The sequence below is a fragment of the Streptomyces diversicolor genome (genome assembly GCF_057537855.1).
Genome location: NZ_BAAJXA010000010.1, coordinates 203,474 through 226,116, shown reverse-complemented (window position 1 = coordinate 226,116; position 22,643 = coordinate 203,474). Strand labels below are relative to the sequence as shown.

21 protein-coding genes and 3 pseudogenes are annotated in these 22,643 nt (G+C 69.6%); 10 read left to right on the top strand and 14 right to left on the bottom strand.

Features of this window, described 5'->3' with window-relative positions:
* Positions 1 to 357 precede the first annotated feature (357 nt).
* Together AC27LF_RS14665 and AC27LF_RS14660 are read left to right on the top strand one after the other, a co-directional pair.
* Entirely contained in the window at positions 358 to 780 is a 423-nt protein-coding gene (locus AC27LF_RS14665; protein ID WP_479659586.1) for a helix-turn-helix transcriptional regulator, read from the top strand.
* A gap of 163 nt (positions 781 to 943) precedes the next feature.
* Positions 944 to 2,476, top strand: coding sequence for an ISL3 family transposase (locus tag AC27LF_RS14660; protein ID WP_479659587.1), 1,533 nt, complete (start codon positions 944 to 946; stop codon positions 2,474 to 2,476).
* Between the two features lie 195 nt (positions 2,477 to 2,671).
* Here AC27LF_RS14660 and AC27LF_RS14655 read toward each other — a convergent pair whose 3' ends face one another.
* Positions 2,672 to 4,297: an SDR family NAD(P)-dependent oxidoreductase gene (locus AC27LF_RS14655; protein ID WP_479659588.1), complete on the bottom strand. Its 1,626-nt coding sequence runs from the start codon at positions 4,295 to 4,297 to the stop codon at positions 2,672 to 2,674.
* Positions 4,298 to 4,396: 99 nt separating this feature from the next.
* On the opposite strand from AC27LF_RS14655, the gene AC27LF_RS14650 reads away from it, so the two are divergent.
* From AC27LF_RS14650 to AC27LF_RS14635, 4 genes are all read left to right on the top strand, one after another.
* Positions 4,397 to 4,984 carry a TetR/AcrR family transcriptional regulator gene (locus AC27LF_RS14650; RefSeq protein ID WP_479659589.1) on the top strand — a complete coding sequence of 196 codons (588 nt, stop codon included), beginning with the start codon at positions 4,397 to 4,399 and terminating at the stop codon, positions 4,982 to 4,984.
* 277 nt (positions 4,985 to 5,261) lie between these two features.
* Positions 5,262 to 5,381, top strand: a complete 120-nt coding sequence (locus AC27LF_RS14645; protein ID WP_479659590.1) for a transposase domain-containing protein — start codon at positions 5,262 to 5,264, stop codon at positions 5,379 to 5,381.
* 8 nt (positions 5,382 to 5,389) lie between these two features.
* A complete protein-coding gene (locus AC27LF_RS14640; protein WP_487227801.1) occupies positions 5,390 to 5,806 on the top strand; it encodes a transposase domain-containing protein in 417 nt (138 codons plus the stop codon).
* Positions 5,692 to 6,696 carry a transposase gene (locus AC27LF_RS14635; protein WP_479659591.1) on the top strand — a complete coding sequence of 335 codons (1,005 nt, stop codon included), beginning with the start codon at positions 5,692 to 5,694 and terminating at the stop codon, positions 6,694 to 6,696. Before AC27LF_RS14640 ends, AC27LF_RS14635 begins: the two co-directional genes overlap by 115 nt.
* On the opposite strand, the gene AC27LF_RS14630 is transcribed toward AC27LF_RS14635, so the two are convergent.
* Together AC27LF_RS14630 and AC27LF_RS14625 are read right to left on the bottom strand one after the other, a co-directional pair.
* Positions 6,693 to 6,905 (bottom strand): NAD(P)H-binding protein, encoded by a 213-nt coding sequence (locus tag AC27LF_RS14630; RefSeq protein ID WP_487227799.1) that lies wholly within the window; start codon positions 6,903 to 6,905, stop codon positions 6,693 to 6,695. The two genes, AC27LF_RS14635 and AC27LF_RS14630, sit on opposite strands and share 4 nt — an antisense overlap.
* Before the next feature lie 28 nt (positions 6,906 to 6,933).
* On the bottom strand, positions 6,934 to 7,581 hold the full coding sequence (locus AC27LF_RS14625) for an FMN-dependent NADH-azoreductase (protein ID WP_479659593.1): 648 nt from the start codon (positions 7,579 to 7,581) through the stop codon (positions 6,934 to 6,936).
* A gap of 151 nt (positions 7,582 to 7,732) precedes the next feature.
* Here AC27LF_RS14625 and AC27LF_RS14620 point away from each other — a divergent pair, with 151 nt between their 5' ends.
* Positions 7,733 to 8,146 carry a winged helix-turn-helix transcriptional regulator gene (locus AC27LF_RS14620; protein WP_479659594.1) on the top strand — a complete coding sequence of 138 codons (414 nt, stop codon included), beginning with the start codon at positions 7,733 to 7,735 and terminating at the stop codon, positions 8,144 to 8,146.
* Between the two features lie 24 nt (positions 8,147 to 8,170).
* Here AC27LF_RS14620 and AC27LF_RS14615 read toward each other — a convergent pair whose 3' ends face one another.
* Together AC27LF_RS14615 and AC27LF_RS14610 are read right to left on the bottom strand one after the other, a co-directional pair.
* Positions 8,171 to 8,326 carry a hypothetical protein gene (locus tag AC27LF_RS14615; protein ID WP_479659595.1) on the bottom strand — a complete coding sequence of 52 codons (156 nt, stop codon included), beginning with the start codon at positions 8,324 to 8,326 and terminating at the stop codon, positions 8,171 to 8,173.
* Positions 8,323 to 8,958 (bottom strand): DsbA family oxidoreductase, encoded by a 636-nt coding sequence (locus AC27LF_RS14610; protein ID WP_479664359.1) that lies wholly within the window; start codon positions 8,956 to 8,958, stop codon positions 8,323 to 8,325. The genes AC27LF_RS14615 and AC27LF_RS14610 overlap by 4 nt, the downstream gene beginning before the upstream one ends.
* A gap of 179 nt (positions 8,959 to 9,137) precedes the next feature.
* Here AC27LF_RS14610 and AC27LF_RS14605 point away from each other — a divergent pair.
* Together AC27LF_RS14605 and AC27LF_RS14600 are read left to right on the top strand one after the other, a co-directional pair.
* Positions 9,138 to 9,290, top strand: a pseudogene (locus tag AC27LF_RS14605) (IS701 family transposase); the annotation flags it as partial.
* A 496-nt stretch (positions 9,291 to 9,786) separates the two neighbouring features.
* Positions 9,787 to 10,854, top strand: a pseudogene (locus AC27LF_RS14600) (NF041680 family putative transposase); the annotation flags it as partial.
* A 13-nt stretch (positions 10,855 to 10,867) separates the two neighbouring features.
* Here AC27LF_RS14600 and AC27LF_RS14595 read toward each other — a convergent pair.
* Both AC27LF_RS14595 and AC27LF_RS14590 read right to left on the bottom strand, forming a co-directional pair.
* Complete coding sequence (locus tag AC27LF_RS14595) at positions 10,868 to 12,214, bottom strand: ISL3 family transposase (RefSeq protein WP_479659597.1); 1,347 nt, start codon at positions 12,212 to 12,214, stop codon at positions 10,868 to 10,870.
* 105 nt (positions 12,215 to 12,319) lie between these two features.
* Positions 12,320 to 12,901: pseudogene (locus AC27LF_RS14590) on the bottom strand (ADP-ribosylglycohydrolase family protein); the annotation flags it as partial.
* Positions 12,902 to 13,080: 179 nt separating this feature from the next.
* Between AC27LF_RS14590 and AC27LF_RS14585 the strand changes: the two are divergent.
* On the top strand, positions 13,081 to 14,199 hold the full coding sequence (locus AC27LF_RS14585; protein WP_479659652.1) for a glycerate kinase: 1,119 nt from the start codon (positions 13,081 to 13,083) through the stop codon (positions 14,197 to 14,199).
* Between the two features lie 156 nt (positions 14,200 to 14,355).
* On the opposite strand, the gene pssA is transcribed toward AC27LF_RS14585, so the two are convergent.
* The 7 genes from pssA to ccrA form a co-directional block, all read right to left on the bottom strand.
* Positions 14,356 to 15,210, bottom strand: a complete 855-nt coding sequence (gene pssA, locus AC27LF_RS14580; RefSeq protein ID WP_388722556.1) for a CDP-diacylglycerol--serine O-phosphatidyltransferase — start codon at positions 15,208 to 15,210, stop codon at positions 14,356 to 14,358.
* On the bottom strand, positions 15,197 to 15,853 hold the full coding sequence (locus AC27LF_RS14575; protein ID WP_479659598.1) for a phosphatidylserine decarboxylase: 657 nt from the start codon (positions 15,851 to 15,853) through the stop codon (positions 15,197 to 15,199). Before AC27LF_RS14575 ends, pssA begins: the two co-directional genes overlap by 14 nt.
* 170 nt (positions 15,854 to 16,023) lie before the next feature.
* The gene (locus AC27LF_RS14570) at positions 16,024 to 17,298 is read right to left on the bottom strand and encodes an acyl-CoA dehydrogenase family protein (protein ID WP_479659599.1); all 1,275 of its coding nucleotides are present in this window, start codon (positions 17,296 to 17,298) and stop codon (positions 16,024 to 16,026) included.
* The gene (locus AC27LF_RS14565; protein WP_479659600.1) at positions 17,298 to 17,822 is read right to left on the bottom strand and encodes a MaoC family dehydratase; all 525 of its coding nucleotides are present in this window, start codon (positions 17,820 to 17,822) and stop codon (positions 17,298 to 17,300) included. Before AC27LF_RS14565 ends, AC27LF_RS14570 begins: the two co-directional genes overlap by 1 nt.
* A 5-nt stretch (positions 17,823 to 17,827) precedes the next feature.
* Complete coding sequence (locus AC27LF_RS14560; RefSeq protein WP_479659602.1) at positions 17,828 to 18,787, bottom strand: HpcH/HpaI aldolase/citrate lyase family protein; 960 nt, start codon at positions 18,785 to 18,787, stop codon at positions 17,828 to 17,830.
* Positions 18,784 to 20,829: a protein meaA gene (locus tag AC27LF_RS14555; protein ID WP_479659603.1), complete on the bottom strand. Its 2,046-nt coding sequence runs from the start codon at positions 20,827 to 20,829 to the stop codon at positions 18,784 to 18,786. The genes AC27LF_RS14560 and AC27LF_RS14555 overlap by 4 nt, the downstream gene beginning before the upstream one ends.
* 9 nt (positions 20,830 to 20,838) lie before the next feature.
* Entirely contained in the window at positions 20,839 to 22,176 is a 1,338-nt protein-coding gene (ccrA, locus tag AC27LF_RS14550) for a crotonyl-CoA carboxylase/reductase (RefSeq protein WP_479659653.1), read from the bottom strand.
* Positions 22,177 to 22,643 lie beyond the last annotated feature (467 nt).

The following is a 22,643-nucleotide window of genomic DNA, read 5'->3' as shown; positions in this document are numbered from 1 at the left end:
CGGGCTCGGCACGCGCAGGAGCGACTTCGACGACGGTGGAGCCGACGGCCTCGCCCATCCTGTGCATCGACCGCGACGCCGCCCAGGACCACGAACTGCTGCATCTGCACTCGCACCCTGAACCGATGCTCACATGGAGTTCGACCGCGACGCTGATGGGTACCGTCGCCCGTCGTGACTGGCTGATCCCGCCCGGCTACGGGCTCTGGGTGCCCGGCGGCATCGAGCACGCCGGCGCCGTGCTGCACGCGGGCGAAATGTTGACCATCACCTTCGCCGCCGACCGCTGCCCCAATCACCTGGACCGAGCCCACCTGCATCACCGTCGGGTCGCTGCTGGGCGAGATCATCACGCACTTGCACCACATCGCGCCCGACGACCACAGCCGTCCGGCCGCCGAGGCGCTCATGTTCGAGCTGCTCACCCCGCTGCCCGCGCATCACATCCACGTCACGATGCCCGTCGACTCGCGAGCCCGCGCGATCGCCGAACAGCTCATCGCCCACCCGGCCGACCAGCGCGAACTCACAGCCTGGGCCGATCACGTCCATGCCAGCGTCCGCACCCTGTCTCGGCTGTTCCGCGCCGAGACCGGGCTCAACTTCGCCACCTGGCGCGCTCAGGTCCGCATCCGCGCCGCCATCCCGATGCTGGCCGACGGCGTATCAGTCAACGCCACCGCCCGAGCAGTCGGCTACCGTAAACCCAGCGCGTTCATCGCCGCGTTCCGCCGGGTCACCGGCCAAACTCCCGGCACCTACCTGCCCCAACTGCGGTAGGCCTGTCGCAGTGGGAACGCCCGAGGTGACCATGCCGAGCCAGCGATCGCCGGGGGCGATGATCGAGCAGCGCTCCCGCACCCAGGTGGGGTCTGTGTAGCGAACGGCTCTGGCCCGTAGTCGGTGGTGACGTTGAGTAGCCGTCCTTGATCATGATCTTGTGATGGATGTCAACTCCCTTGTGGAGACGGTGTTTTCCGGGCTGTCGGCCCTGGTCGTCGAGGACGTGGCGGACAGCGGTGACTCGGTGGTGGTCGCGGCCCGCACTCGGGATGTGGCGGTGCCGTGTCCGGTGTGCGGGACGCCGACGGCGGAGGTGCACGGGTACCACCGCCGGGCGGTGCGGGACGTGCCGGTCGACGGCCGCGAGGTCGTGGTACGCCTGTGCGTACGGCGGTTGGTCTGTCCGGTTCTGGGCTGTGGGCGACAGACCTTCCGTGAGCACATTCCCGGACTGCTGGAGCGCCATCAGCGCCGCACGGTGCGGCTGGCTGGGCAGATATCGCAGGTGACGCAGGCGTTGTGCGGCCGGGTGACGGCACGCCTGGCCGGCCTGCTGGCCCTGCCCGTCTCCCGCAGTACCGCGCTGCGCCATCTGCTGCGCCTACCGGTCCCTCAGCAGGCGATCCCGCGGGTGATCGGCGTGGACGATTTCGCGCTGCGCCGTCGCCACCGCTACGCCACGATCATCACGGATGCCGAGACGGGCCGACGCCTCGCGGCCCTGCCCGACCGCGAGGCCGCGACGTTGGAGTCCTGGCTGCGGACCCATCCCGGCGCAGAGGTCGTATGCCGGGACGGCTCAGCGACCTACGCCGAGGCCGTCCGTCGCGCCCTGCCGGATGCGGTGCAGGTCAGCGACCGGTGGCACCTCTGGCGCAATCTCTGCGACAAGGTCCAGCTCGCGGTCCGCGCACACGCCGGATGTTGGGCCACCGTCAACCCGCCCCGCCCCGGCGGAGTACGCGAGCAGACCACTCGCGAACGCTGGGACAAGGTCCATGATCTCCTCGGCCAGGGCGTCGGCCTGCTCGACTGCTCCCGCCGTCTGAACCTGGCCCTGAACACCGTCAAACGCTACGCCCGCATGCGTGAACCCCAGGTGTTGCGAATTGCCCCCGCCTACCGCCCAACCCTCGTCGACCCCTACCGCGAGCACCTGCGCCGGCGCCGTGCCCAGGAACCGGCCGTCCCGGTCACCCACCTCCTCGAAGAGATCGGGGAGTTGGGCTATACGGGCAGCGCCAACCTGCTGGTCCGCTACCTCAACCAGGGCCGCGCCGAAGGCGACCGCCCCGTCACCACCCCACGTCACGCCAGCCGCCTCCTGCTCACCGACCCTGAAAACCGGCGCCCGAAGGAAACAACCCTGCTGGAGAAGATCACCGCGGCCTGCCCAGAGATGACCGCACTCGCCGATCTCATACGCGGCTTCGCAACCCTGCTGAAACCGGCCGCGGGCAACGACGCGAAACTCACCGCCTGGATCACGGCCGTCCGCGCCGTCAACCTGCCCCACCTGCGCAGCTTCACCAACGGCCTCGAAATCGACCGGCCCGCCGTGAACGCCGGCCTCACCTTGCCCTACCACAACGGCCGCACCGAAGGCGTCAACACCCGCACCAAGAGGATCACGCGACAGATGCACGGACGAGCCGGATTCGACCTCCTCCGCCACCGCATCCTCCTGCCCTGACCGCTACCCGGCGTTACCACCGACTACGGGCCAGCGCCAGGGAGTTGACATCCATCGCAAGATCATGATCAAGGACGGCTACTCAACGTCACCGCCGACTACGGGCCAGAGCCAGTGACCGTACAGTCCCCAATCTGACGCAGGCGAACATCACGACTGGCATCCCTGGCCCCAGGGCGGATGAGCGGCGCCGTGTCAGCGGACGGTGAGGCCGCCGTCGACGTCGAGGATGGCGCCGGTGGTCCAGGTGGCGGAGGCCAGATAGGTGGCTGCGGCCGCGATGTCGGATGCGGTGCCCAGGCGTCCCAGGGGGTAGGACTGTTCGATCTGCCGGTCGTGGGAGTCACGCTGCTCGGCGCTCATGGGCTCAAGGTAGGAGCGTTCATAGGTGGGGGTGCGGACGGCGCCGGGGGCGATGGCGTTGACGCGTACGCCTTGGGGGCCGAGTTCGTTGGCCAGGGCCAGGGTCAGGGAGTTGAGGGCCCCCCGGGTGGCGGAGTAGGCGGCCGAGGGGCGGCCGGCGACCATCTTGTGGGCCCAGTAGCTACTGATGTTGATGATGTTCCCTTCGGCTGTCAGGAGGGCGGGCAGCAGCTGCTGGCTCAGCAACAGGGGTACCTCGACGTTGAGGCGCCACATTGTGTGCATCGCGTCGGTGGTGGTGTCGGCGAGCGAGGCGAAGTGTGCGGTTCCGACGCTGTTGACCAGGGTGTCAACCCGGTCGGTCAGGTTGCGGATCCGGTCGGCGATCTCGGCCGGGGCGCCGGGTGTGGCCAGGTCGGCGGAGACGGTGTGCACGGTGGTGCCGTGCTGGAGGAGGTTCTTGCGGGCCCTTTCGAGTTTGTCGTGGTCGCGGGCGACGAGGACCAGGTCGGCCCCGCTCCGGGCGAAGGTGTCGGCGATGGCGAGCCCCAGGCCCTCGCTGCCGCCGGTGACGACGGCGAGCGGGGCGGTGGTTCGGCGGGTGGGCATTTTGGTGTTCCTTGGCTGGTGGTCGGTGGAGATGCTCAGCACGCTGTGGTGGCGCAGCTCGCGGAGCTGGCTGGTGCGTGCGGACTCGATGCTGGTGAGGGCGTCGCTGCCCAGAGGCAGGCGCAGTGGCGGTTCGGGCAGATCCGCGAGGGCGATGAGGGCCCGGGCCGTGCGAGCGGGATCCCCGGTCTGGGCTCCTGCGGCACCGGCCGAGCGGGCCAGTGCCTCGTGAACGGGGGCGTAGTCGGGGATGGCTGCCTGCGCGGGAAGCCGCCCGGCCCAGGCGGCGCGGAAGTCGGTGCGGGTGGCGCCGGGTTCGACGATGGTCGTGTGAATCCCCAGCGGGGCGAGTTCGGCGGCCAGCGAGACGGAGAGCCCTTCCAGCGCGTGCTTGCTGGCGGTGTACGCGCCCATGCCGGGCGAGCCGATCTGTCCTGCCAGTGAGCTGATCTGCAGCACCCGGCCCGCCCTCGCTCTACGCAGATGCGGCAGGGCGGCCCGCAGGACGTTCACGGCGGCGAAGAAGTTCACCTCGAACTGAGCGCGAAGGCCGGCGTCGTCCAGTTCCTCCAACGGGCCCGCCAAGGCGTAGCCCGCGTTGTTGACCACCACGTCCAGCCGGCCGCACTCGGTCACAGCGCTGTCCAGCGCTCGTTGCAGCGCGACGGCGTCGGTGATGTCCGCATCCAGGGCGTGCAGGCGCCCGGGATGTGCGGCGGCAAGGCGCCGTAGCTCCTGCGGGCGGCGCGTTGGGGCGATCACACGCTCGCGGGCCGCGAGGACCGCACCGACCAGGGCGCGCCCCAGCCCGCCCGCGGCGCCGGTGACCAGCCATACACGGGAATCCACACTCCCACCTCCATCACCCAGAAGCGGACAAGACATGTCCGGTTATTCGAGAGTAGGTAAACGGACAAGTCTTGTCCACTTGTGGGTACGATAGGAGTCATGAGCGCCCAGAAACCGACAGCAGCAGCGCCGGTGCGTGCCGACGCACAGCGCAATGCAGAGCGGGTCCTGGCGGCGGCCCGCCGCGCCGTGGCCGCTCATGGGCTGGAGGTGAGTTTCCACGAGATCGCGCGGGAGGCGGGTGTGGGCGTGGGCACCGTCTACCGGCGTTACCCCGAGCGCGAGCAGCTCATGGCAGCCGTGCTAGGAGACATCCTCGGCGAACTGACCGCCACTGCCCGCCGGGCCCTGGAAGCCGAGGGCGCGTGGGACGGCTTCGTTCTGCTGTTTGGCGACCTGACCCTGCGCAGCGCGCAGAACGCGGGCCTGTCGAGCTCCCTCGGTCAGCACGGCGGCCCGGCGATCGCCGCGCAGCGCCGCCAGCTCCTGGACCTCGCCCGGCTCGTGGTCGAGCGTGCCCAGGGTGCCGGATCCCTGCGGCGCGACCTGACCTGGCAGGACGTGCTGCAGTTGACGCAGGCCGCCACGGCGTCCGGCTGCGCCCTGGGGCTTGAGCCGGACCCTGCCCGCAGCCGCCAGGCGACGCTCGCCGTCCTCCTCGACGGGCTGCGGACGGATACTCGGTGACGGACCGGCGAGGGCACCGTGAGGTGCTCACAGGCTAAAGCCCAAGGCCATGAAGTTAGGGGTCGGGTCGGTGGTTGCAAGTGGTGTCTGATCTGGGGAATGCCGGACGCGAGAAGCGGAGCCCCGGTAGAACTGGCTGGTCCGCCAAGACAAGCCGTTCACAGCACCGGAGGCTCCGCTGTCGGGTCAGTGTGTCATCAGCCGCGAGATCGCGGTAGCCGATGGTCGTTTCGCTCCGGGGCATCTGGGCGAGCTGACGCAGATCGTCCCGTTCGAGATGGTCGACGCCGCCCTGGCCGAGTGCGGGGCCGTCCAGCAGCGGTTGCGGAAACTCCCGGCCCGGGTGGTCGTCTACCTCCTCCTGGCTGCCGCTCTGTTCGAGATCTGGGGGAGTTGACCCAGATCGTGGACTTCGCGCTGGTGGATGCGGTGCTGGAGGAGACTGGTCGGCGCGAGAAGCGCGTGCGGCTGCTGCCTTCGCGGGTGGTGGTGTACTTCGTGCTCGCTCTCGCGCTGTTCGAACACTGCTCGTACCGCACGGTGTGGTCCAAGATGACCGCCGCGCTGACCCCGCTGGCCCTGGTGCGTCCTGCGACCTCCTCGCTGACGCGGGCCAGGCGGAGGGTGGGGGCCGCACCTCTGCGGCGTCTGTTCGAGACGCTCGCTGGGCCCGTCGCCCGCCCCGGGCAGGCCGGGGCCTTCGCACGGTGGCCGTCGACGGTACCCTGCTGCACACCCCCGATGATGAGTCGGTCACCTGGCTCTACCCCAAGCGGGCCGGGGAGAGTCTGGAGTTCGGCTACCCGCTGCTGCGGCTGCTGACCCTGGTCGCGTGCGGCACCCGCGCGCTCATGGCCACCGCCTTCGGGCCGGAGTCCGAGGGCGAACTCCCCTACGCCAAGCGGCTTCTGACCGCCCTGGACAAGACAATGCTCCTGCTGGCCGACGCGGCATTCGACGGCAACGAGTTCCTTGATGCCGTCCATCAGAGCGGGGCGCGGTACCTGGTGCATTCCGGGGCCCGCCGTGTCCCCACCCCTGCCGAGCACCTGGGCGACGGCTCCTACATCGCCCGCATCGGCTACGGCGTCCTGCGGGTGCTGCTGCCGGTGCGCGTGATCGAGGCGACTCTCACCCTCACCTTGGCCGATGGCACCGTCCGCATCGAGCAGTGGCGGCTGATCACCAACCTGCTCGACCCCGTCCGTTTCCCGGCCGCCGAACTCGTTGATCTCTATCACCGCAGGTGGCAGGCAGAGACGACGTATTTCTCGATCAAGGCCACCATGCTCGACGGCCGCGTCCTGCGCTCCCGCAGCATCGATGGCCTCGACCAGGAGGTCTACGCCCTGCTCACCGCCTACCAGGCTCTGATCCGCGCCGGCGACGACGCCCTGACCGGACGGCCGGAAGTACCCATGGACCGGATCAGTTTCACCGTCCTGCTGACCGCCGCAACCTGCACCGTCACCGCCGGCCATGGAATCTTCCCTGGCACCCTCATAGACCTGGTCGGCTCGACCGGCCACGCCGCCCTGGGCGACCTCCTGCCCGCCCACCGCCGGCAACGGGTGAAGGCCCGTACTCGCAAGAACCCCACCAGCAGGTACGGCCCGAACGCCGGACAACACCCCCAGAAGTCCCAGAACTACACCGTCCACGCCGCCATCGCATTCTTCGAGCACGGCCTCAGCAACCGCTCACGGCGCTAACGCAACGGTGTTGACTTCAGGTCGGATTGGCGAAGGAGCCGGACAAGTCGGATGCGCTTGGTGGCTGCGACTTGCGAGTCACCCGCCGCCGGCTGAACCGAGTCTGGGTCGCGCACGAGTGCTCGGACGCGGTGGCCACGCTGAGCGGCCTGTTCGAGGACGTGTACACCGGTGCGGCCGCTGCCACCAAGGACGATCAGAGCAGCCACGAGGGTTACTCCGCGGTCGGTTCGGGGTTCAGGCGGCGGTCGTGCCGTCGGCGATCGTGGCGGCGAGTTCGCGGGCACGGTGGTGGGCGCTGGCCATGGATGCCTCGTGCCTCGGCAGCAGGGCGGCCAGGGCCGGGGCGTGGGGCACCATCGTCAGTTCGGGAATGACGGTGGTGACGTCGAGGCCGAGCATGTCCTCACGGCCGAGCACGGCCTTGAGGGTGGGCACGACGTAGTCCAGGCCGTGCTTGGGTGCGCCGGGACCGTATCCGCCGCCGCGCGCCGAAATCACCACGGCTGGACGACCGGCAGCCGGCGAGGGAGCCTCGAAGTCCATGGTGCGGCCGAAGACCATGATCTGGTCCAGCCACGCCTTGAACACCGACGGCATCGTCAGGTTGTACATCGGGACTGTGAAGAGATAGGCGCTCGCGCCGAGGAACTCTTCGATCAACGCGTCCTGCATCGCGGCCGCCTCGGCCTCCTCGGGCGTGTACCGAGCGGGGGCGGTGGCGCGGGCGGTGATGCCGGCCGCGGAAAGATGGGGCACGGGCGAAGCGGCCAGGTCGCGGTGAACGACGTCGCCGCTCCAGCCGTCGAGGAAGGACTGCGCGACCTGGCGCGAGACCGATGCCTCGCCGAGCGAGGAGGAGTCGATGTGAAGCAGGTACGACATGGGGTGGGTCCTTTCGGAGTGGTTGCGAGCCTGCTCCAGCGATCCGAGAGCGGGCCCGCACGAGGGGCTGTGGTCGTGGATTGGCGTGTGGTCGCCCCGAGGGCGTTACATACTGGTAGTGCGGTTACACACCGGATGAGAGGTTGTTGAGATGGCGTCAGCGCGACAGATCGCAGGTCCGTGCCAGACATGGCCGGAGGACAGCGGGTTCATCCGTGAGGTGCTCGACCGCATCGGCGACAAGTGGACCGTGCTGATCATCAGCACCCTGAACACCGGTCCGTTGCGGTACTCCGACTTGCAGGCGAGCATCTCGGGGATCTCCCAGCGGATGCTGACCCAGACGCTCAAGCACCTCGAGCGCGATGGGCTGATCACCCGGACCGCGTACCCCGAGGTCCCTCCAAGGGTGGAGTACGAGCTCACCAAGCTGGGCCGGTCGCTGATGGAAGCGGTCATGGCGATGGCCGGCTGGGCCGCCGCCCACCACCGCGAGATCGCCGCCAACCGGGCGGCCAGCGAGCTGACCGGAGTCGGCCGAGGCAAGGCCGCAGTCAGCGCGTAGACGCACCGCGGCGACGGTGGTGGCTCACCGCTCCGCAGCGCTCGGCGCGTCGTGCGCGGCCGTCTCGTCGGGAGCCTCGGCGCGGCCTGTCTCGTCGATGTGGCGGACTCCGGTGTCGGGCTCGCACCACCCGCCGGCAGGGGCCGCGACGATCTGGAGGCCACCCTTCGGCTCGCTCATGACACACGCTCGCTCGAAACGGGCCCGGCCACCTGCTTCAGCAGCTGGCCGTAGACCGGAACCTCCTGGGCACCCGGGGCAGCGACCCGCCGGTCGAGGACGACGAACGGCACGCCGGTCGCGCCCAGCTCCGCACCTTCGGTTCGGTCGGCGCGTACGCGGTCGGCGTACTCACCGCTCGCGAGGATCGCGTGCACTCGCCGGCCGTCCAGCCCGACCGACTCGGCGACCCCGGCCAGGGCGTCAGGGGCGTAAGGGTTGAGGGCGCCGGCGAAGAAGCCGTCCTGGACAGTCGAGAAGAACTCGAACCCCAGCCCCTCGTTGTTGGCGTACTGCACCACGCGGTGCAGGTCGAAGGTGTTGGCACTGAGACGGTCCAGCGTGAACTCGAGGCCCTCCCTGCGGGCGATCGCCTGGATCCGGCGCTCTGCCGCCATGAAATGGGCGGCGGTTCCGCCGTGGGTACGAATGAAGGCTTCCTCGATCGTCTCCGGCTGCTTCGGCGCGGCCGGGTTCAGCTCGAAGGACCGCATCACGACCTTGAACCGATCCGCGTCCGGGCGGTGCTCGATCGCGGTCCGGAGCCGGTGCTTAGCGACATAGCACCACGGGCAAGCCAGGTCGGACCACATCTCGATGACGACCTGCGCCCCCTCGGGGTGCGTTACCTGCTCAACCATCTTCCTTCTTCACCTCACTAGTAGTGCGTAACACCATCATGAGTGAGTAAGGGAGAGCTTACAAAAGGCACTTTCAAGTGCGTGGGCACCGCCCGGCAGGCACTACACCCTCATCTGCGAAGAGCCCGAGGGTGATCACCGAGTCTGCCGCCGCGCAGTGGAACCTCGAACTGGACGATCTCTTCCTGACCATCGGGCACCGCTTCGGCCGAGTCGAGCTTCGCCGCCGCATGCGGGACTACGTGCGCGGGCTGCTCGCGCCGGTGGCCCGCAAGAACAGCTGGGTGCGCCACGAGGCGCCATGTGACCGAGTGGAGGTGCGAGACCCTGCGCCACGAGGCGCTGTGATCCGCGTGCGGGTGTGAGACCCGCACCGTCGCCCCGTCGCAGCGGGACGACAGAAGCAGGGGGCAGTCGGGCCCGGCGAGTCGGCCGAGTCTGGTGGAGAGCAGCCCCGACAACGACGGGACGCACCGGAACTACCGGACGGTGCGGGTCCGGCAAGCGAGACGGGAAGGTGGACGCGAGGAACCAGCGGTGTAAAGCCCCTCAAGACCTCCACCAGCTCAAACCCGGTGGATCTGGGCTGGATCGCGGTGCACACTGCCCGTACGGGCAGGAACTCCTGGATCGGATTGATCTTGCCGGTCGGGAGGCCACGGTGAAGGACTGCGGCGTAACCGTGGCGATGCCGCAGGGGCAAAGCTGGCCGCCTCACCCGACGAGCGGATCACAGTGAACGTGGGAACCACCTCGAAGCTTTCGTCTCAGTGCACCTTCGTCGAGCTCTCCTTGGCGGTCGAGCATCGGCGCGGGCACGGTGCGCTGTACGCGGACCTGGACCGTGGCTGGCTGGAGCCGACACGGTTGCGTCGCGCGCTGGCGGGCCTGCCGCTGCCGAAGGCGGCCGACGGGCGGATCGTGCTCGCCGTGGACGTGTCGCACTGGCTGCGACCCGACGCTCCCACCAGCGGCGACCGGCTGTTCTGTCATGTCTATGGACGCGGTGACCGCAGCTCGGACCAGCTGGTGCCCGGCTGGCCCTACTCCTTCGTCGCGGCCCTGGAGTCCGGCCGCACCTCCTGGGTCGCTCTCCTGGACGCGGTCCGTCTGGGCCCGGCCGACGACGCGACGACCGTCACTGACTCCCAACTCCGCGATGTCGTCGAGCGGTTGACGAATGCAGGCCACTGGGAGCCGGGCGATCCGGACATCCTGATCGTGATGGACTCCGGCTACGACGTCGCCTACCTGACCCACGCTCTCGCCGATCTGCCCGTCGTGCTGGTCGGGCGCCTGCGCTCTGACCGGGTCATGCTCCGCGACCCCGGCCCCGCCCGGTCGGGCCGCCGGGGCGGGCGTCCTCGCCGGCACGGCGGCGTCCTCACGTTCAAGAAGCCCGACAGCTGGCACGAGCCCGACGTCACGACCGCCACGGACACCACCCGCTACGGCACAGCCACCGCAACGGCCTGGGACCGGATGCATCCCCGGCTCACCCACCGCGGCCCCTGGCTGAACCACACCAAGGAAGAACTCCCCGTCCTGCACGGCACGTTGATCCTCCTGAAGGTCGAGCGGCTGCCCGGTGACCGCGACCCGAAACCGGTCTGGCTGTGGTGCTCGGCCACCGCCGCCACACCGGCGGACCTGGACCGCTGGTGGCAGGCCTTCCTCCGCCGCTTCGACCTGGAGCACACCTTCCGGCTGATGAAACAGACCCTGGGCTGGACCGCCCCGAAGGTCAGGAACCCCGACACGGCCGACCTGTGGACCTGGCTGATCATCACCGCCCACACCCAGCTCCGCCTTGCCCGGCCCCTTGCCGAGGACCTCCGTCGCCCATGGCGGGTCTTCGAATTTAGGCGGGGTGGAGGTGTCCGCGGGCTCGGCGGGTAGTCACGCAGCGTGTGCGTAGGCGCTGGTTGGCGGGATTGCGGAAGCCGTGGGCGGCGCGGGTGACGAGTTTGATCACGCGGTTGATGCCTTCACTCTTGGCGTTGCTGTGGCCGGTGGCGATGAACGCGGCGATCTCGGGCCACCAGCGGTCCACCGTGGTGGCCAGCTGGCGGGTTTCGGGGATCTCGGAGTCGGCGCACCAGGTCAGGAACTTCCACCGCAGGTGGCCGATGCGGTGGTGGTCGGCGCCGGTGCGGGCGCAGGCGAGCAGGTCCCGTAGCCGTTCCTTGGCGATCCAGGCGGTCAGCAGGGTCATGCCGATGCTCCCGGCGTCGATGAGCGCGTTCCACATCGTGCTGAACTGGGCGTCGGTGAGGTCTTCCCGGTTACGCAGCAGTCGGCGCCGTGCTTTCCACTCCGGGTCGCAGGCCCGGCCGCGCCGACCGCGCAGGGTGGCGGTGGTCCGTCTGCGGACGGTGTTGAGCATCTTGTTGGCGAGCTGGACCACGTGGAAATGGTCGACCACGACCGTGGCGTGCGGCAGCCCGGTGCGGATCGCGGCGCGGTAGCCGGGGGACATGTCGATCGCGACGCAGCGGATCTGCCGGCGCCATTCCAGCGGGGTGGTGGCCAGCCAGGCCAGCACGTCCGAAGGAGCGCGTCCCTCGACCTGCCCGAGCAGGCCCTGGACACCGAAAGCGTCCACGAAGCCGGTGTGCCAGCGGTCGGCGGCCGGTTCCCACCTGCCGGTGTCCGCATTCTGGCACCATTGCATGCGTCCCCGGCGGGTCTCGTCGATCCCGAGGACCTCGACCGGTTTGAGGGCCGCAGCCGTCACCTCCTGCCCGGCCGTGCGGAAGGCGTCCATCACCGTGGGCCAGGACAGGCCCAGGTCCCGGGCCGCCTGGACGACCGTGGAACCGGCATCGCGCACCCGCCGCCCGGCCGCACTCCGCAGCCGCTCGGTGATCCTCGCCCCGGCCGGGACCTGGCTCACCTGCTCGGTGAAGCTCCGGCGCGGGCAGGCCGGCTCGGTGCAGTACCAGCGGCGATTGCGCCACACCAGTTCCAGCCCCCGCTCGCCGAAGGGCAGATCTCGCGGGCGGGTCTGCACGAAGCCCTTGACGCGTACGGCGAACACCCCGCAGGAGGGGCAGGCCCGCGCGGCCTCGTCCGCGGTGGTCAGGTGCACCCGCCGGGTGCCGTCCGCGAGCCGCTCGACCTTTTGAACGGCCAGGCCGTCCAGGTCCAGCAGCAACGTCGTGGTCGGCGCTCGGCAAAACTGAGCACCGACAGGTATGAGGACCAAGGCAGAGAGAATCCCCCGGATGTTCATCCACAACGAGCAGCACGCCCGCGACGTCCTCATCGAGTACGCCGCGCACTACAACACCGGTATCCCACATCGGTCTTGCACCCCGTTGCCGGTGTGCGACAGCACGGCGTCCCGGCGGGCCAGCGCGGCGGCCCGGCGCGGGGCGCCCGGATGGGTCCAGCCGTGGATGTCGGCGCGGATCAGCGCGCCGATCCACTCCTGGTACGGGTTGTCGTACGTCGCCGTCAGCGGCGGCTTCAGCCCGTCCGTGAGATTGCGGTAGGCCGCCCGTTCCGCGGTGAACGTCTGCAGATACGGCAGCCTGAGCAGCCACACCTCGCCGACCTGCTCGGTGCTGAAGCCGAAGCCGTGGGTCTCCAGCAGGTGCAGGCCGAGGATCGCGTAGTCGACGTCGTCGTCGCGGCAGCTGCCGTGCACCCGGCCGCGCACACAGCTCGGCCACTCCGGGCGCAGCGCGGCGCGGTCGCGCTCGTCGGCGGGCTCGGGGAGGTAGTCGGTGAGCGGCAGGGCGTCCGCCCGCCGCAGATAGCCGTCGATGCGGTCGCGCGTCCACAGATCGCCGCGCTCGACCGGCTTGCCGAGCATGTTGCCCGCGATCCGGCCCAGCCAGCCACCGAGGACACGGTCGGCGAGTCGGGGTTCGCTGCGCACAGGGGTCATGGCATCGGTCTACCCGATTCCGGCCTGCCGCCACGCGGCGTTCGGGGCACGGCAGGGGGCATGACGGCCCGGCCGTCCGCCCGTTAAGGTCGCAGCGGCGCGACCGGTCCCGACGTGCGCGGGGCCCGGAGAGCAAGGGGTGGAAAGTGGCGGACGCTGCAGTGCACGGGACCCGGCGGGTGCTCGTCGCCGCGGACAAGTTCAAGGGCTCGCTGACGGCCGCACAGGTCGCCGAGCGGGTGACGGCCGGGCTGCGCCGGGTCGTGCCGGATCTTGAGGTGGAGGCGCTGCCCGTGGCCGACGGCGGCGACGGGACGGTGGCCGCGGCGGTCGCGGCCGGTTTCCAGCGGCGGCAGGCACGGGTCGCCGGGCCGCTCGGTGAGCCGGTGACGGCGGCGTTCGCGCTGCGCGGCGACACCGCGGTCGTGGAGATGGCGGAGGCCAGCGGCCTGCAACGGCTGCCGGCCGGCGTGTTCGCGCCGCTCACGGCATCCACGTACGGCTCGGGTGAGCTGCTGCGGGCCGCGCTGGACGCGGGCGCGCGGACGATCGTGTTCGGCGTGGGCGGCAGCGCGACGACCGACGGCGGGGCCGGGATGCTGTCCGCGCTGGGCGCGCGGTTCCTGGACGGGGACGGCGAACCGGTGGCGCCGGGCGGCGGCGGGCTGGCCGAGCTGGCGCGGGCCGAGCTGTCCGGCCTCGACCCGAGGCTCGCCGAGGTCGAGCTGGTGCTCGCCAGTGACGTGGACAATCCGCTGACCGGCCCGAAGGGCGCCCCCGCCGTGTACGGGCCGCAAAAAGGGGCGTCGCCGGACGACGTGGCCGCGCTGGACGCCGCGCTGGCGCACTACGCGAAGGTGCTGGAGGCCGCGGTCGGACCGCGGGCGGCCGGGCGCGCGGCGGCACCGGGGGCGGGCGCCGCGGGCGGCATCGGGTACGGGGCGCTGCTCCTGGGGGCGCGGTTCCGTCCCGGTATCGAGGTCATGCTGGACGTGCTGGGTTTCGCACCCGCGCTGGACCGGGCCACGCTGGTGATCACCGGCGAGGGTTCCCTGGACGAGCAGACCCTGCACGGCAAGGCACCGGCCGGGGTCGCCGCGGCGGCCCACGCGGCGGGCAAGGAGGTGGTCGCGGTGTGCGGCCGGCTGGCGTTGTCGCCGCGGGCGCTGGGTCTGGCAGGGATCCGGCGGGCGTACGCGTTGACGGAGGTCGAGCCGGACGTGTCCCGGTGCATGGCGGACGCGGGCCCGCTCCTGGAACACCTCGCCACCCGCATCGCGCACGACTTCCTGCTCTGAGACACCGGCACCTCGAAACATCGCGGCATCACGGCGTCACGACACCGCGGCGTCACGACGTCAGCACCCCGGGCGTCACGACGTCACGACATCGCGGCATCCATGGCAAAGGGGCCCCGAACCGGTCGGTTCGGGGCCCCTCCTCGTCCGCTACGGCTACGGCAGCTGGGCCGCCCGTGCCTCGCGCCGGTTGTCCCGGAAGTTGTTCACCCGGCGGGCCGTGGCGAACAGCGGGATCACCGCGCCCATGACGAGCTGGAGCGCGCAGCCGGTCTGCAGCAGCAGCTGGCCGCTGGGGGCGTCGAACGCCCAGGCGGCCAGCAGGCCCATCGACAGCACGATCCAGGACAGCATCGCCACCGCGAGACGGCCCCGCGGCTTCGGGTACTCGACCCGGCTCACCATCAGCCAGGCCGTGCCCAGGATGGCGAGGAGCGTCGCCACGAAGGGCAGCTCAAGCAGCACGATGGAGACGACCGTCAGCGCGCCGAACGGGCTCGGCATGCCTTGGAACAGTCCGTTCGGCGGCGTCACACAGGAGAAGCGGGCCAGCCGCAGCACCACGGCGAGCAGCACGACGATCGCGCCTAGCGCCGCCATCCGCTGGTGCGCGTCGTCCGCGACCATGCCGTACACGAGGACGAAGTAGGCGGGTGCCAGGCCGAAGCTGATCAGGTCGGAGAGGTTGTCCAGCTCCGCGCCCATCGGGGAGCTGCGGAGCTTGCGTGCCACCAGGCCGTCGAACAGGTCGAAGACGGCGGCGCACAGCATCAGGATGACCGCCGTGGCCGCGCTGTGGCGGGCCATGCCGGTCTCCTGGCTGCCGGTGAGGTGCGGGATCAGGATGCCGGTGGTGGTGAAGTACACCGCCATGAAGCCGCACGTGGCGTTGCCGAGGGTGAGGGTGTCCGCTATCGAGAGGCGCAGCGAGAGGGGCATCTCCTCCTCTTCGTCGGCCTCGTCGGCCTCGGGCACCCAGCCCGTCTGTGTCTCTGGATCAATCACGGTCAATGCGAGTCACCCCAGCCACGGTCTTCTGGCCGACCTCGACCGCGACCTCCACGCCCTCGGGCAGATAGAGGTCGACACGCGAGCCGAAGCGGATCAGACCGATCCGGTCGCCCTGCTCCAGCTTCGTACCCTGCGGGACGTAGGGCACGATGCGGCGGGCCACCGCGCCGGCGATCTGGATCATTTCGATGTCGCCGAGTTCGGTGTCGAAATGCCAGACTACGCGCTCGTTGTTCTCGCTCTCCTTGTTGAACGCGGGAACGAAGCCTCCGGGGACGTGCTCGACCGAGGTGACCGTGCCGGAGAGCGGCGCGCGGTTCACATGGACGTTGAGCGGGCTCATGAAGATCGCGACACGGGTGCGTCCGTCCTTCCACGGCATGATGCTCTGCACCACACCGTCGGCGGGCGAGACGACCCGGCCCGTGGCGATCTCACGTTCGGGGTCGCGGAAGAACCACAGCATGCCCGCCGCGAGCGCGGTGGCGGGCACGGCCACGGCCCTGGCGGCGCCGGAGCGGCGGGCGCGGGCCAGGCTGAGGGCTGCGGTGGCGACGGTCGGGAGAAGCCACGGCGATGCTCCGCGCGCGAGGCGTACGCCGACCAGGCTGTCTCGGGGTGCAGAGGTTTGGCTGTGGGGCATGGATGACCTTCGTAGCGGATGATGCCGCGCTTCGATCGGGGGACGGCGGCTTTCCGGGATCGTACCGGTCGCGGGCCACAACTGGGCAAGCCAGGAAGCCGAGTCGGCGGCCGAAGACCGCTGACGGGGTGTGACCTTCTTCTCGAAGAAAACACCCCGTACTCGGACAATCAACCCTGGAATCGATACGCTTCGAGCAGCCTGCGGCCGATGATCATTTTCTGGATTTCGGCGGTGCCCTCACCGATCAGCAGCATCGGGGCCTCCCGGTAGAGCCGTTCGATCTCGTACTCCTTGGAGAAGCCGTAGCCGCCGTGGATGCGGAAGGCGTCCTCCACGACCTCCTTGCAGTACTCGGACGCGAGGTACTTGGCCATCCCCGCCTCCAGGTCGTTTCGTTCGCCCGAATCCTTTTTGCGGGCCGCGTTGACCATCATGGCATGCGCGGCCTCGACCTTCGTGGCCATCTCCGCCAGCTTGAACTGGATGGCCTGGTGCTGCGCGATCGGCTTGCCGAAGGTGTGCCGCTGCTGGGCGTAGGCGATGGCGAGTTCGAAGGCGCGCTGGGCGACGCCGGAGCCCCGCGCGGCCACGTTGACGCGGCCCACCTCCACCCCGTCCATCATTTGGTAAAAACCTCGGCCGGTGACACCGCCCAGCACCCGATCGGCCGGAAGCCGCAGCCCGTCCATGATCATTTCGGTGGTGTCGACGCCCTTGTATCCCATCTTGTCGATCTTGCCGGGGATGGTCAGGCCGGGGCGGACCTCGCCGAAGCCGGGCTCCTTCTCCACGAGGAACGTCGTCATCGACCTGTGCGGGGCGGCGGCCGTCCGCGAAGCGGCGTCCTGCGACGGGGAGTGTCCTTCGTCACCGGTGTCGCTGCTGTCACTCTTGTCGCCGTTGTCGCTGCTGTCACTGCGCACCAGGACGGCCACCAGGGACGACGTGCCGCCGTTGGTCAGCCACATCTTCTGGCCGGTCAGGACGTACTCGTCGCCGTCCCTGACCGCCTTGGACGTGATCGCCGACACATCGGAGCCGAGGCCCGGCTCCGACATCGAGAAGGCACCCCGGACGTCGCCGGCCGCCATCCTCGGCAGGAAGTGCTCCCGCTGCTCCTGTGTGCCGTGCTGCTTGAGCAGGTACGCCACGATGAAGTGCGTGTTGATGATGCCGGACACCGACATCCAGCCGCGGGCGATCTCCTCCACGCACAGGGCGTACGTCAGCAGCGACTCGCCGAGGCCCCCGTACTCCTCGGGGATCATCAGACCGAACAGGCCCAGCTCCTTGAGGCCGTCCACGATCTGCTGCGGGTACTCGTCACGGTGCTCAAGCTCCGTGGCGACCGGAAGGATCTCCTTGTCCACGAAGTCACGGACCGTGGAGACGATCTCCTGCTGGATGTCCGTCAGACCGGCGGTCTGGGCGAGGCGCGTCATCACTTCTCCGTCTTCTGCGCGGCAGCGTCCGGCTCGGGGCGGCCCGGCTGCTCTCCGCCGCGCTCCTTGAGATACGTCCCGGTGGGCACCATCACCTTGCGCCGGAAGACGCACACGAGGGTGCCGTCCTGCTTGTAGCCCCTGGTCTCGACGTGCACGATGCCCCGGTCGTCCCTCGACCTGGACAGCCGCTTGTCGAGCACGGTCGTCTCGCCGTAGACCGTGTCGCCGTGGAAGGTCGGCGCCACATGCCGCAGCGACTCGATCTCCAGGTTGGCGATCGCCTTGCCGGACACGTCCGGCACGGACATGCCGAGCAGCAGGGAGTAGATGTAGTTGCCCACGACGACGTTCTTGCCGAAGTCCGTCGTCTTCTCCGCGTAGTTGGCGTCCATGTGGAGCGGGTGGTGGTTCATCGTGAGCAGACAGAAGAGGTGGTCGTCGTACTCGGTGACCGTCTTGCCCGGCCAGTGCTTGTAGACCGCGCCGACCTCGAACTCCTCGTAGGTCCGTCCGAACTGCATCGCCGTCAGGCCCCCGGGATCTCGAAGGTGCTGGTGCGCCGCAGCCCCGCGGCCCGGCCCTTGCCGGCGACGACCAGCGCCATCTTCCGGCTGGCCTCGTCGATCATCTCGTCGCCGAGCATCGCGGAGCCCTTCTTGCCGCCCGCCTCGGACGTGTAGTAGTCGTACGCGTCCAGGATCAGCTCGGCGTGGTCGTAGTCCTCCTGGGAGGGCGAGAAGACCTCGTTGGCGGCGTCGACCTGGCCGGGGTGCAGCACCCACTTGCCGTCGAAGCCGAGGGCGGCGGCGCGGCCGGCCACCTCGCGGAAGCCGTCCACGTTGCGGATCTGCAGATAGGGGCCGTCGATCGCCTGGAGGTCGTGGGCCCGGGCCGCCATCAGGATCCTCATCAGGATGTAGTGGTAGGCGTCCGCCGGATAGCCGGGCGGCTGCTCGCCGACGACCAGGGACTTCATGTTGATCGACGCCATGAAGTCGGCCGGACCGAAGATGATGGTCTCGGTGCGCGCGCTGGCCGCGGCGATCTCGTTGACGTGGTTGAGCCCCTGCGCGTTCTCGATCTGCGCCTCGATGCCGATCCGGCCCACCTCGAAGCCCATCGCCTTCTCGATCTGGGTGAGCAGCAGGTCGAGCGCCACCACCTGCTCGGCGTTCTGCACCTTGGGCAGCATGATGCAGTCCAGGTTCGGCCCCGCGCCCTCGACCACCGTGACGACGTCCCGGTACGTCCACTCGGTCGTCCAGTCGTTGACCCGCACCACCCGCGTCTTGCCCGTCCAGTCGCCCTCGTTGAGGTACTTGACGATGGTGTGCCGCGCCTCGGGCTTGGCCAGCGGCGCGCACGCGTCCTCCAGGTCCAGGAAGACCTGGTCGGCCGGGAGACCCTGGGCCTTCTCCAGGAAGCGGGGGTTGCTTCCCGGCACGGCCAGGCAGGAGCGCCGCGGACGAAGACGGTTGACTGTCATGCGGGGACCTCCAGGGGTTCGAGCTTGTTCGCTTTGCGGATCTCGTCGACGATACGGCCGATGATCCCGGTGATGTCGAAGTCCTTCGGGGTGAAGACCGCGGCCACTCCAGCGGCCCTGAGCCGTTCGGCGTCACCGTTCGGGATGATCCCGCCGACGATCACCGGGATGTCGGCGGCACCGGCCTCGCGCAGCCGCTCCAGCACGTCCGGCACCAGCCGGGCGTGCGAGCCGGACAGGACGGACAGGCCGACCGCGTGCACGTCCTCGGCGAGCGCCGCGTCCACGATCTGCCCGGGGGTGAGCCGGATGCCCTGGTAGACCACCTCGAACCCGGCGTCCCTCGCGCGCACGGCGATCTGCTCGGCGCCGTTGGAATGCCCGTCAAGGCCGGGCTTGCCGACGAGGAAGCGCAGCTTGCCGGTGCCCAGGTCGCGGGCGGTGGCGGCCACCCTGGCGCGGACGCCGGCCAGCGCCGAGCCCTCCTCGGCGGCCACCGCCACCGGTGCGGCCGCGACCCCGGTGGGCGCCCGGTACTCGCCGAACACCTCGCGCAGGGCCCCGGCCCACTCGCCGGTCGTCACGCCCGCGCGGGCGCACTCCAAGGTGGCCTCCATGAGGTTGTCGGTGCCCTTGGCCGCCGCCTTCAGCCGCTCCAGCGCCTTGCACGGGCGCGGGTGGTTGAACGGCGGCTGGTACCGGGTGTCGCGCCAGCGCCGCAGGGCGTCGACCACCCGGGCCTCGATCGCCGGGTCGACCGTCTGGACCGCGGTGTCCAGGTCGGCCGTGAGCGGGCTCGGCTCGGTGGTCTCGAAGACGTTGACGCCGACGATCTTCTCCTCGCCGGACTCGATACGGGCCCGGCGCTCGGCGTGGGACGCCACGAGCCGCGACTTGAGATAGCCGGACTCGACGGCGGCCAGCGCGCCGCCCATCTCCTGAATGTGCTCGATCTCCGCGAGGGACTCCTCGACGAGCCGGGCGACCTCGGCCTCGACGACGTGCGAGCCCTCGAAGATGTCGTCGTACTCCAGCAGGTCGCTCTCGTGCGCGAGGACCTGCTGGATGCGCAGCGACCACTGCTGGTCCCAGGGCCGGGGCAGGCCCAGCGCCTCGTTCCAGGCCGGCAGCTGCACGGCACGCGCGCGTGCGTCCTTGGACAGGGTCACCGCCAGCATTTCGAGCACGATCCGCTGGACGTTGTTCTCGGGCTGCGCCTCGGTCAGGCCCAGGGAGTTGACCTGGACGCCGTAGCGGAAGCGCCGCTGCTTGGGGTCCTGGATGCCGTACCGCTCACGGGTGATGCGGTCCCAGATCCGGCCGAAGGCCCGCATCTTGCACATCTCCTCGATGAAGCGGACGCCCGCGTTCACGAAGAAGGAGATACGGGCCACCACGTCGCCCATGCGCTCCTCGGGCACCTGCCCACGGGCGCGCACGGCGTCGAGCACGGCGATCGCGGTGCACATGGCGTACGCGATCTCCTGCACCGGCGTGGCCCCGGCCTCCTGAAGGTGGTAGCTGCAGATGTTGATCGGGTTCCACTTCGGGATGTGCGCGACCGTGTACGCGATCATGTCCGTCGTCAGCCGGAGCGAGGGCCCCGGCGGGAAGACATGCGTCCCGCGGGACAGATACTCCTTGACGATGTCGTTCTGGGTCGTGCCCTGGAGGCTGCTGATGTCCGCGCCCTGCTCCTCGGCGACGACCTGGTAGAGCGCCAGCAGCCACATGGCGGTGGCGTTGATCGTCATCGAGGTGTTCATCCGCTCCAGGGGGATGTCCTCAAAGAGGCGGCGCATGTCGCCGAGGTGCGCCACCGGCACGCCGACCCGGCCGACCTCACCGCGGGCGAGGACGTGGTCGGGGTCGTAGCCGGTCTGCGTCGGCAGGTCGAACGCGACGGACAGACCGGTCTGCCCCTTGGCGAGGTTGCGCCGGTACAGCTCGTTGGACGCCTCGGCCGTGGAGTGGCCGGCATAGGTCCGCATGAGCCACGGCCGGTCCCGTTCCTTCGGTGTCTGCGGCTGACGCTCGCTCATATGCGCCCCTCACACGTTGCGGAAGCGGTTGATGGCGTGGATGTGTTGGGCGCGTAGTTCCTGGTCGCGTATGCCCAGGCCCTCTTCGGGGGCGAGGCAGAGGACGCCGACCTTGCCCTGGTGGATGTTGCGGTGCACGTCGTGGGCGGCCTGTCCGGTGTCCTGGAGGGAGTAGACGCGGGAGAGGGTGGGGTGGATCTTGGCTTTGGCGACGAGCCGGTTGGCTTCCCATGCTTCGCGGTAGTTGGCGAAGTGTGAGCCGATGATGCGTTTCAGGGACATCCACAGGTAGCGGTTGTCGTATTCGTGGGTGTAGCCGGAGGTGGAGGCGCAGGTGACGACGGTGCCGCCTTTGCGGGTGACGTAGACGGAGGCGCCGAAGGTGTCGCGGCCGGGGTGTTCGAAGACGATGTCGACGTCTTCGCCGCCGGTGAGTTCGCGGATGCGGGTGCCGAGGCGTTTCCATTCGCGGGGGTTCTGGGTGTGTTCGTCCTTCCAGAAGCGGTAGTTCTCGGCGGTGCGGTCGATGATGGCTTCGGCGCCCATGGCGCGGCAGATGGCGGCTTTGTGGGGGGAGGAGACGACGCAGACGGGGGTGGCGCCGCCGGCGAGGGCGAACTGGGTGGCGTAGGAGCCGAGTCCGCCGCTGGCGCCCCAGATGAGGACGTTGTCGCCTTGTTTCATGGCGGCGCCGTTGCGGGAGACGAGTTGGCGGTAGGCGGTGGAGTTGACCAGGCCGGGGGCTGCGGCTTCCTCCCAGCTGAGGTGTCGTGGTTTGGGCATGAGCTGGTTGGATTTGACCAGGGCGATCTCGGCGAGGCCGCCGAAGTTGGTCTCGAAGCCCCAGATGCGTTGTTCGGGGTCGAGCATGGTGTCGTTGTGGCCGTCGGAGGATTCGAGTTCGACGGAGAGGCAGTGGGCGACGACTTCGTCGCCGGGTTTCCAGGCGTTGACGCCGGGGCCGGTGCGCAGGACGACGCCGGCGAGGTCGGAGCCGATGATGTGGTAGGGGAGGTCGTGGCGGGCGCTGAGGGGGGAGAGGCGGCCGTAGCGTTCCAGGAAGGCGAAGGTGGGCAGGGGTTCGAAGATCGAGGTCCATACGGAGTTGTAGTTGACGGAGGAGGCCATGACGGCCACCAGGGCTTCGCCGGGTCCCAGGTCGGGGGTGGGGACCTCGTCCAGGTGGAGGGACTTGCGTGGGTCCTTGTCGCGGGTGGCGAGCCCGTCGAACATGTCCGTCTCGTCCTTGTGCACGGTGATCGCGCGGTACGACTCGGGCAGCGGCAGGGCGGCGAAGTCGGCCGGCGTGGCGTCCGACGACTGGATCGCGGCCAGGATGTCCTTCACGGTCACGGTGTTGCCTCCTGCGGTGAACGCCCTGAGGGCGGGGCGCTGAGGGATGCGTCGGTGTGCTGCTGCGGATGGGGTGAAGAGGTGCCGTCGGTCCGGCGGGGTGGTGCTTCGGCAGCGCTTTGTGGCGCGGGAGGTTGCCTGTGACGCAGGCGTCCGGGCGCGCGAGCCGGGGGCTCTGCGGGGACAGCCGGCGTGCGTACGGTCGTCGCACTCCGGCCGCCCGGACATCTTCACCGTATGACACCGCGTGTCAGACGACAAGGCACTGAGTGCCAGAACATGCTCTCAAATGAAATCTTTACCTAACAGATGAGCGATGATCGATCGAACCGGTCGTGAAGCCCGCTCGACCTGGGTCATGTGGGGCAGCCGACCTGGGGCATGTGGGGCAGCCACATATGGCGGCCGCACATGGCAGAACGGCCACCCTGCGGGTGGCCGTTCTGCTGGGGGACGCCGTG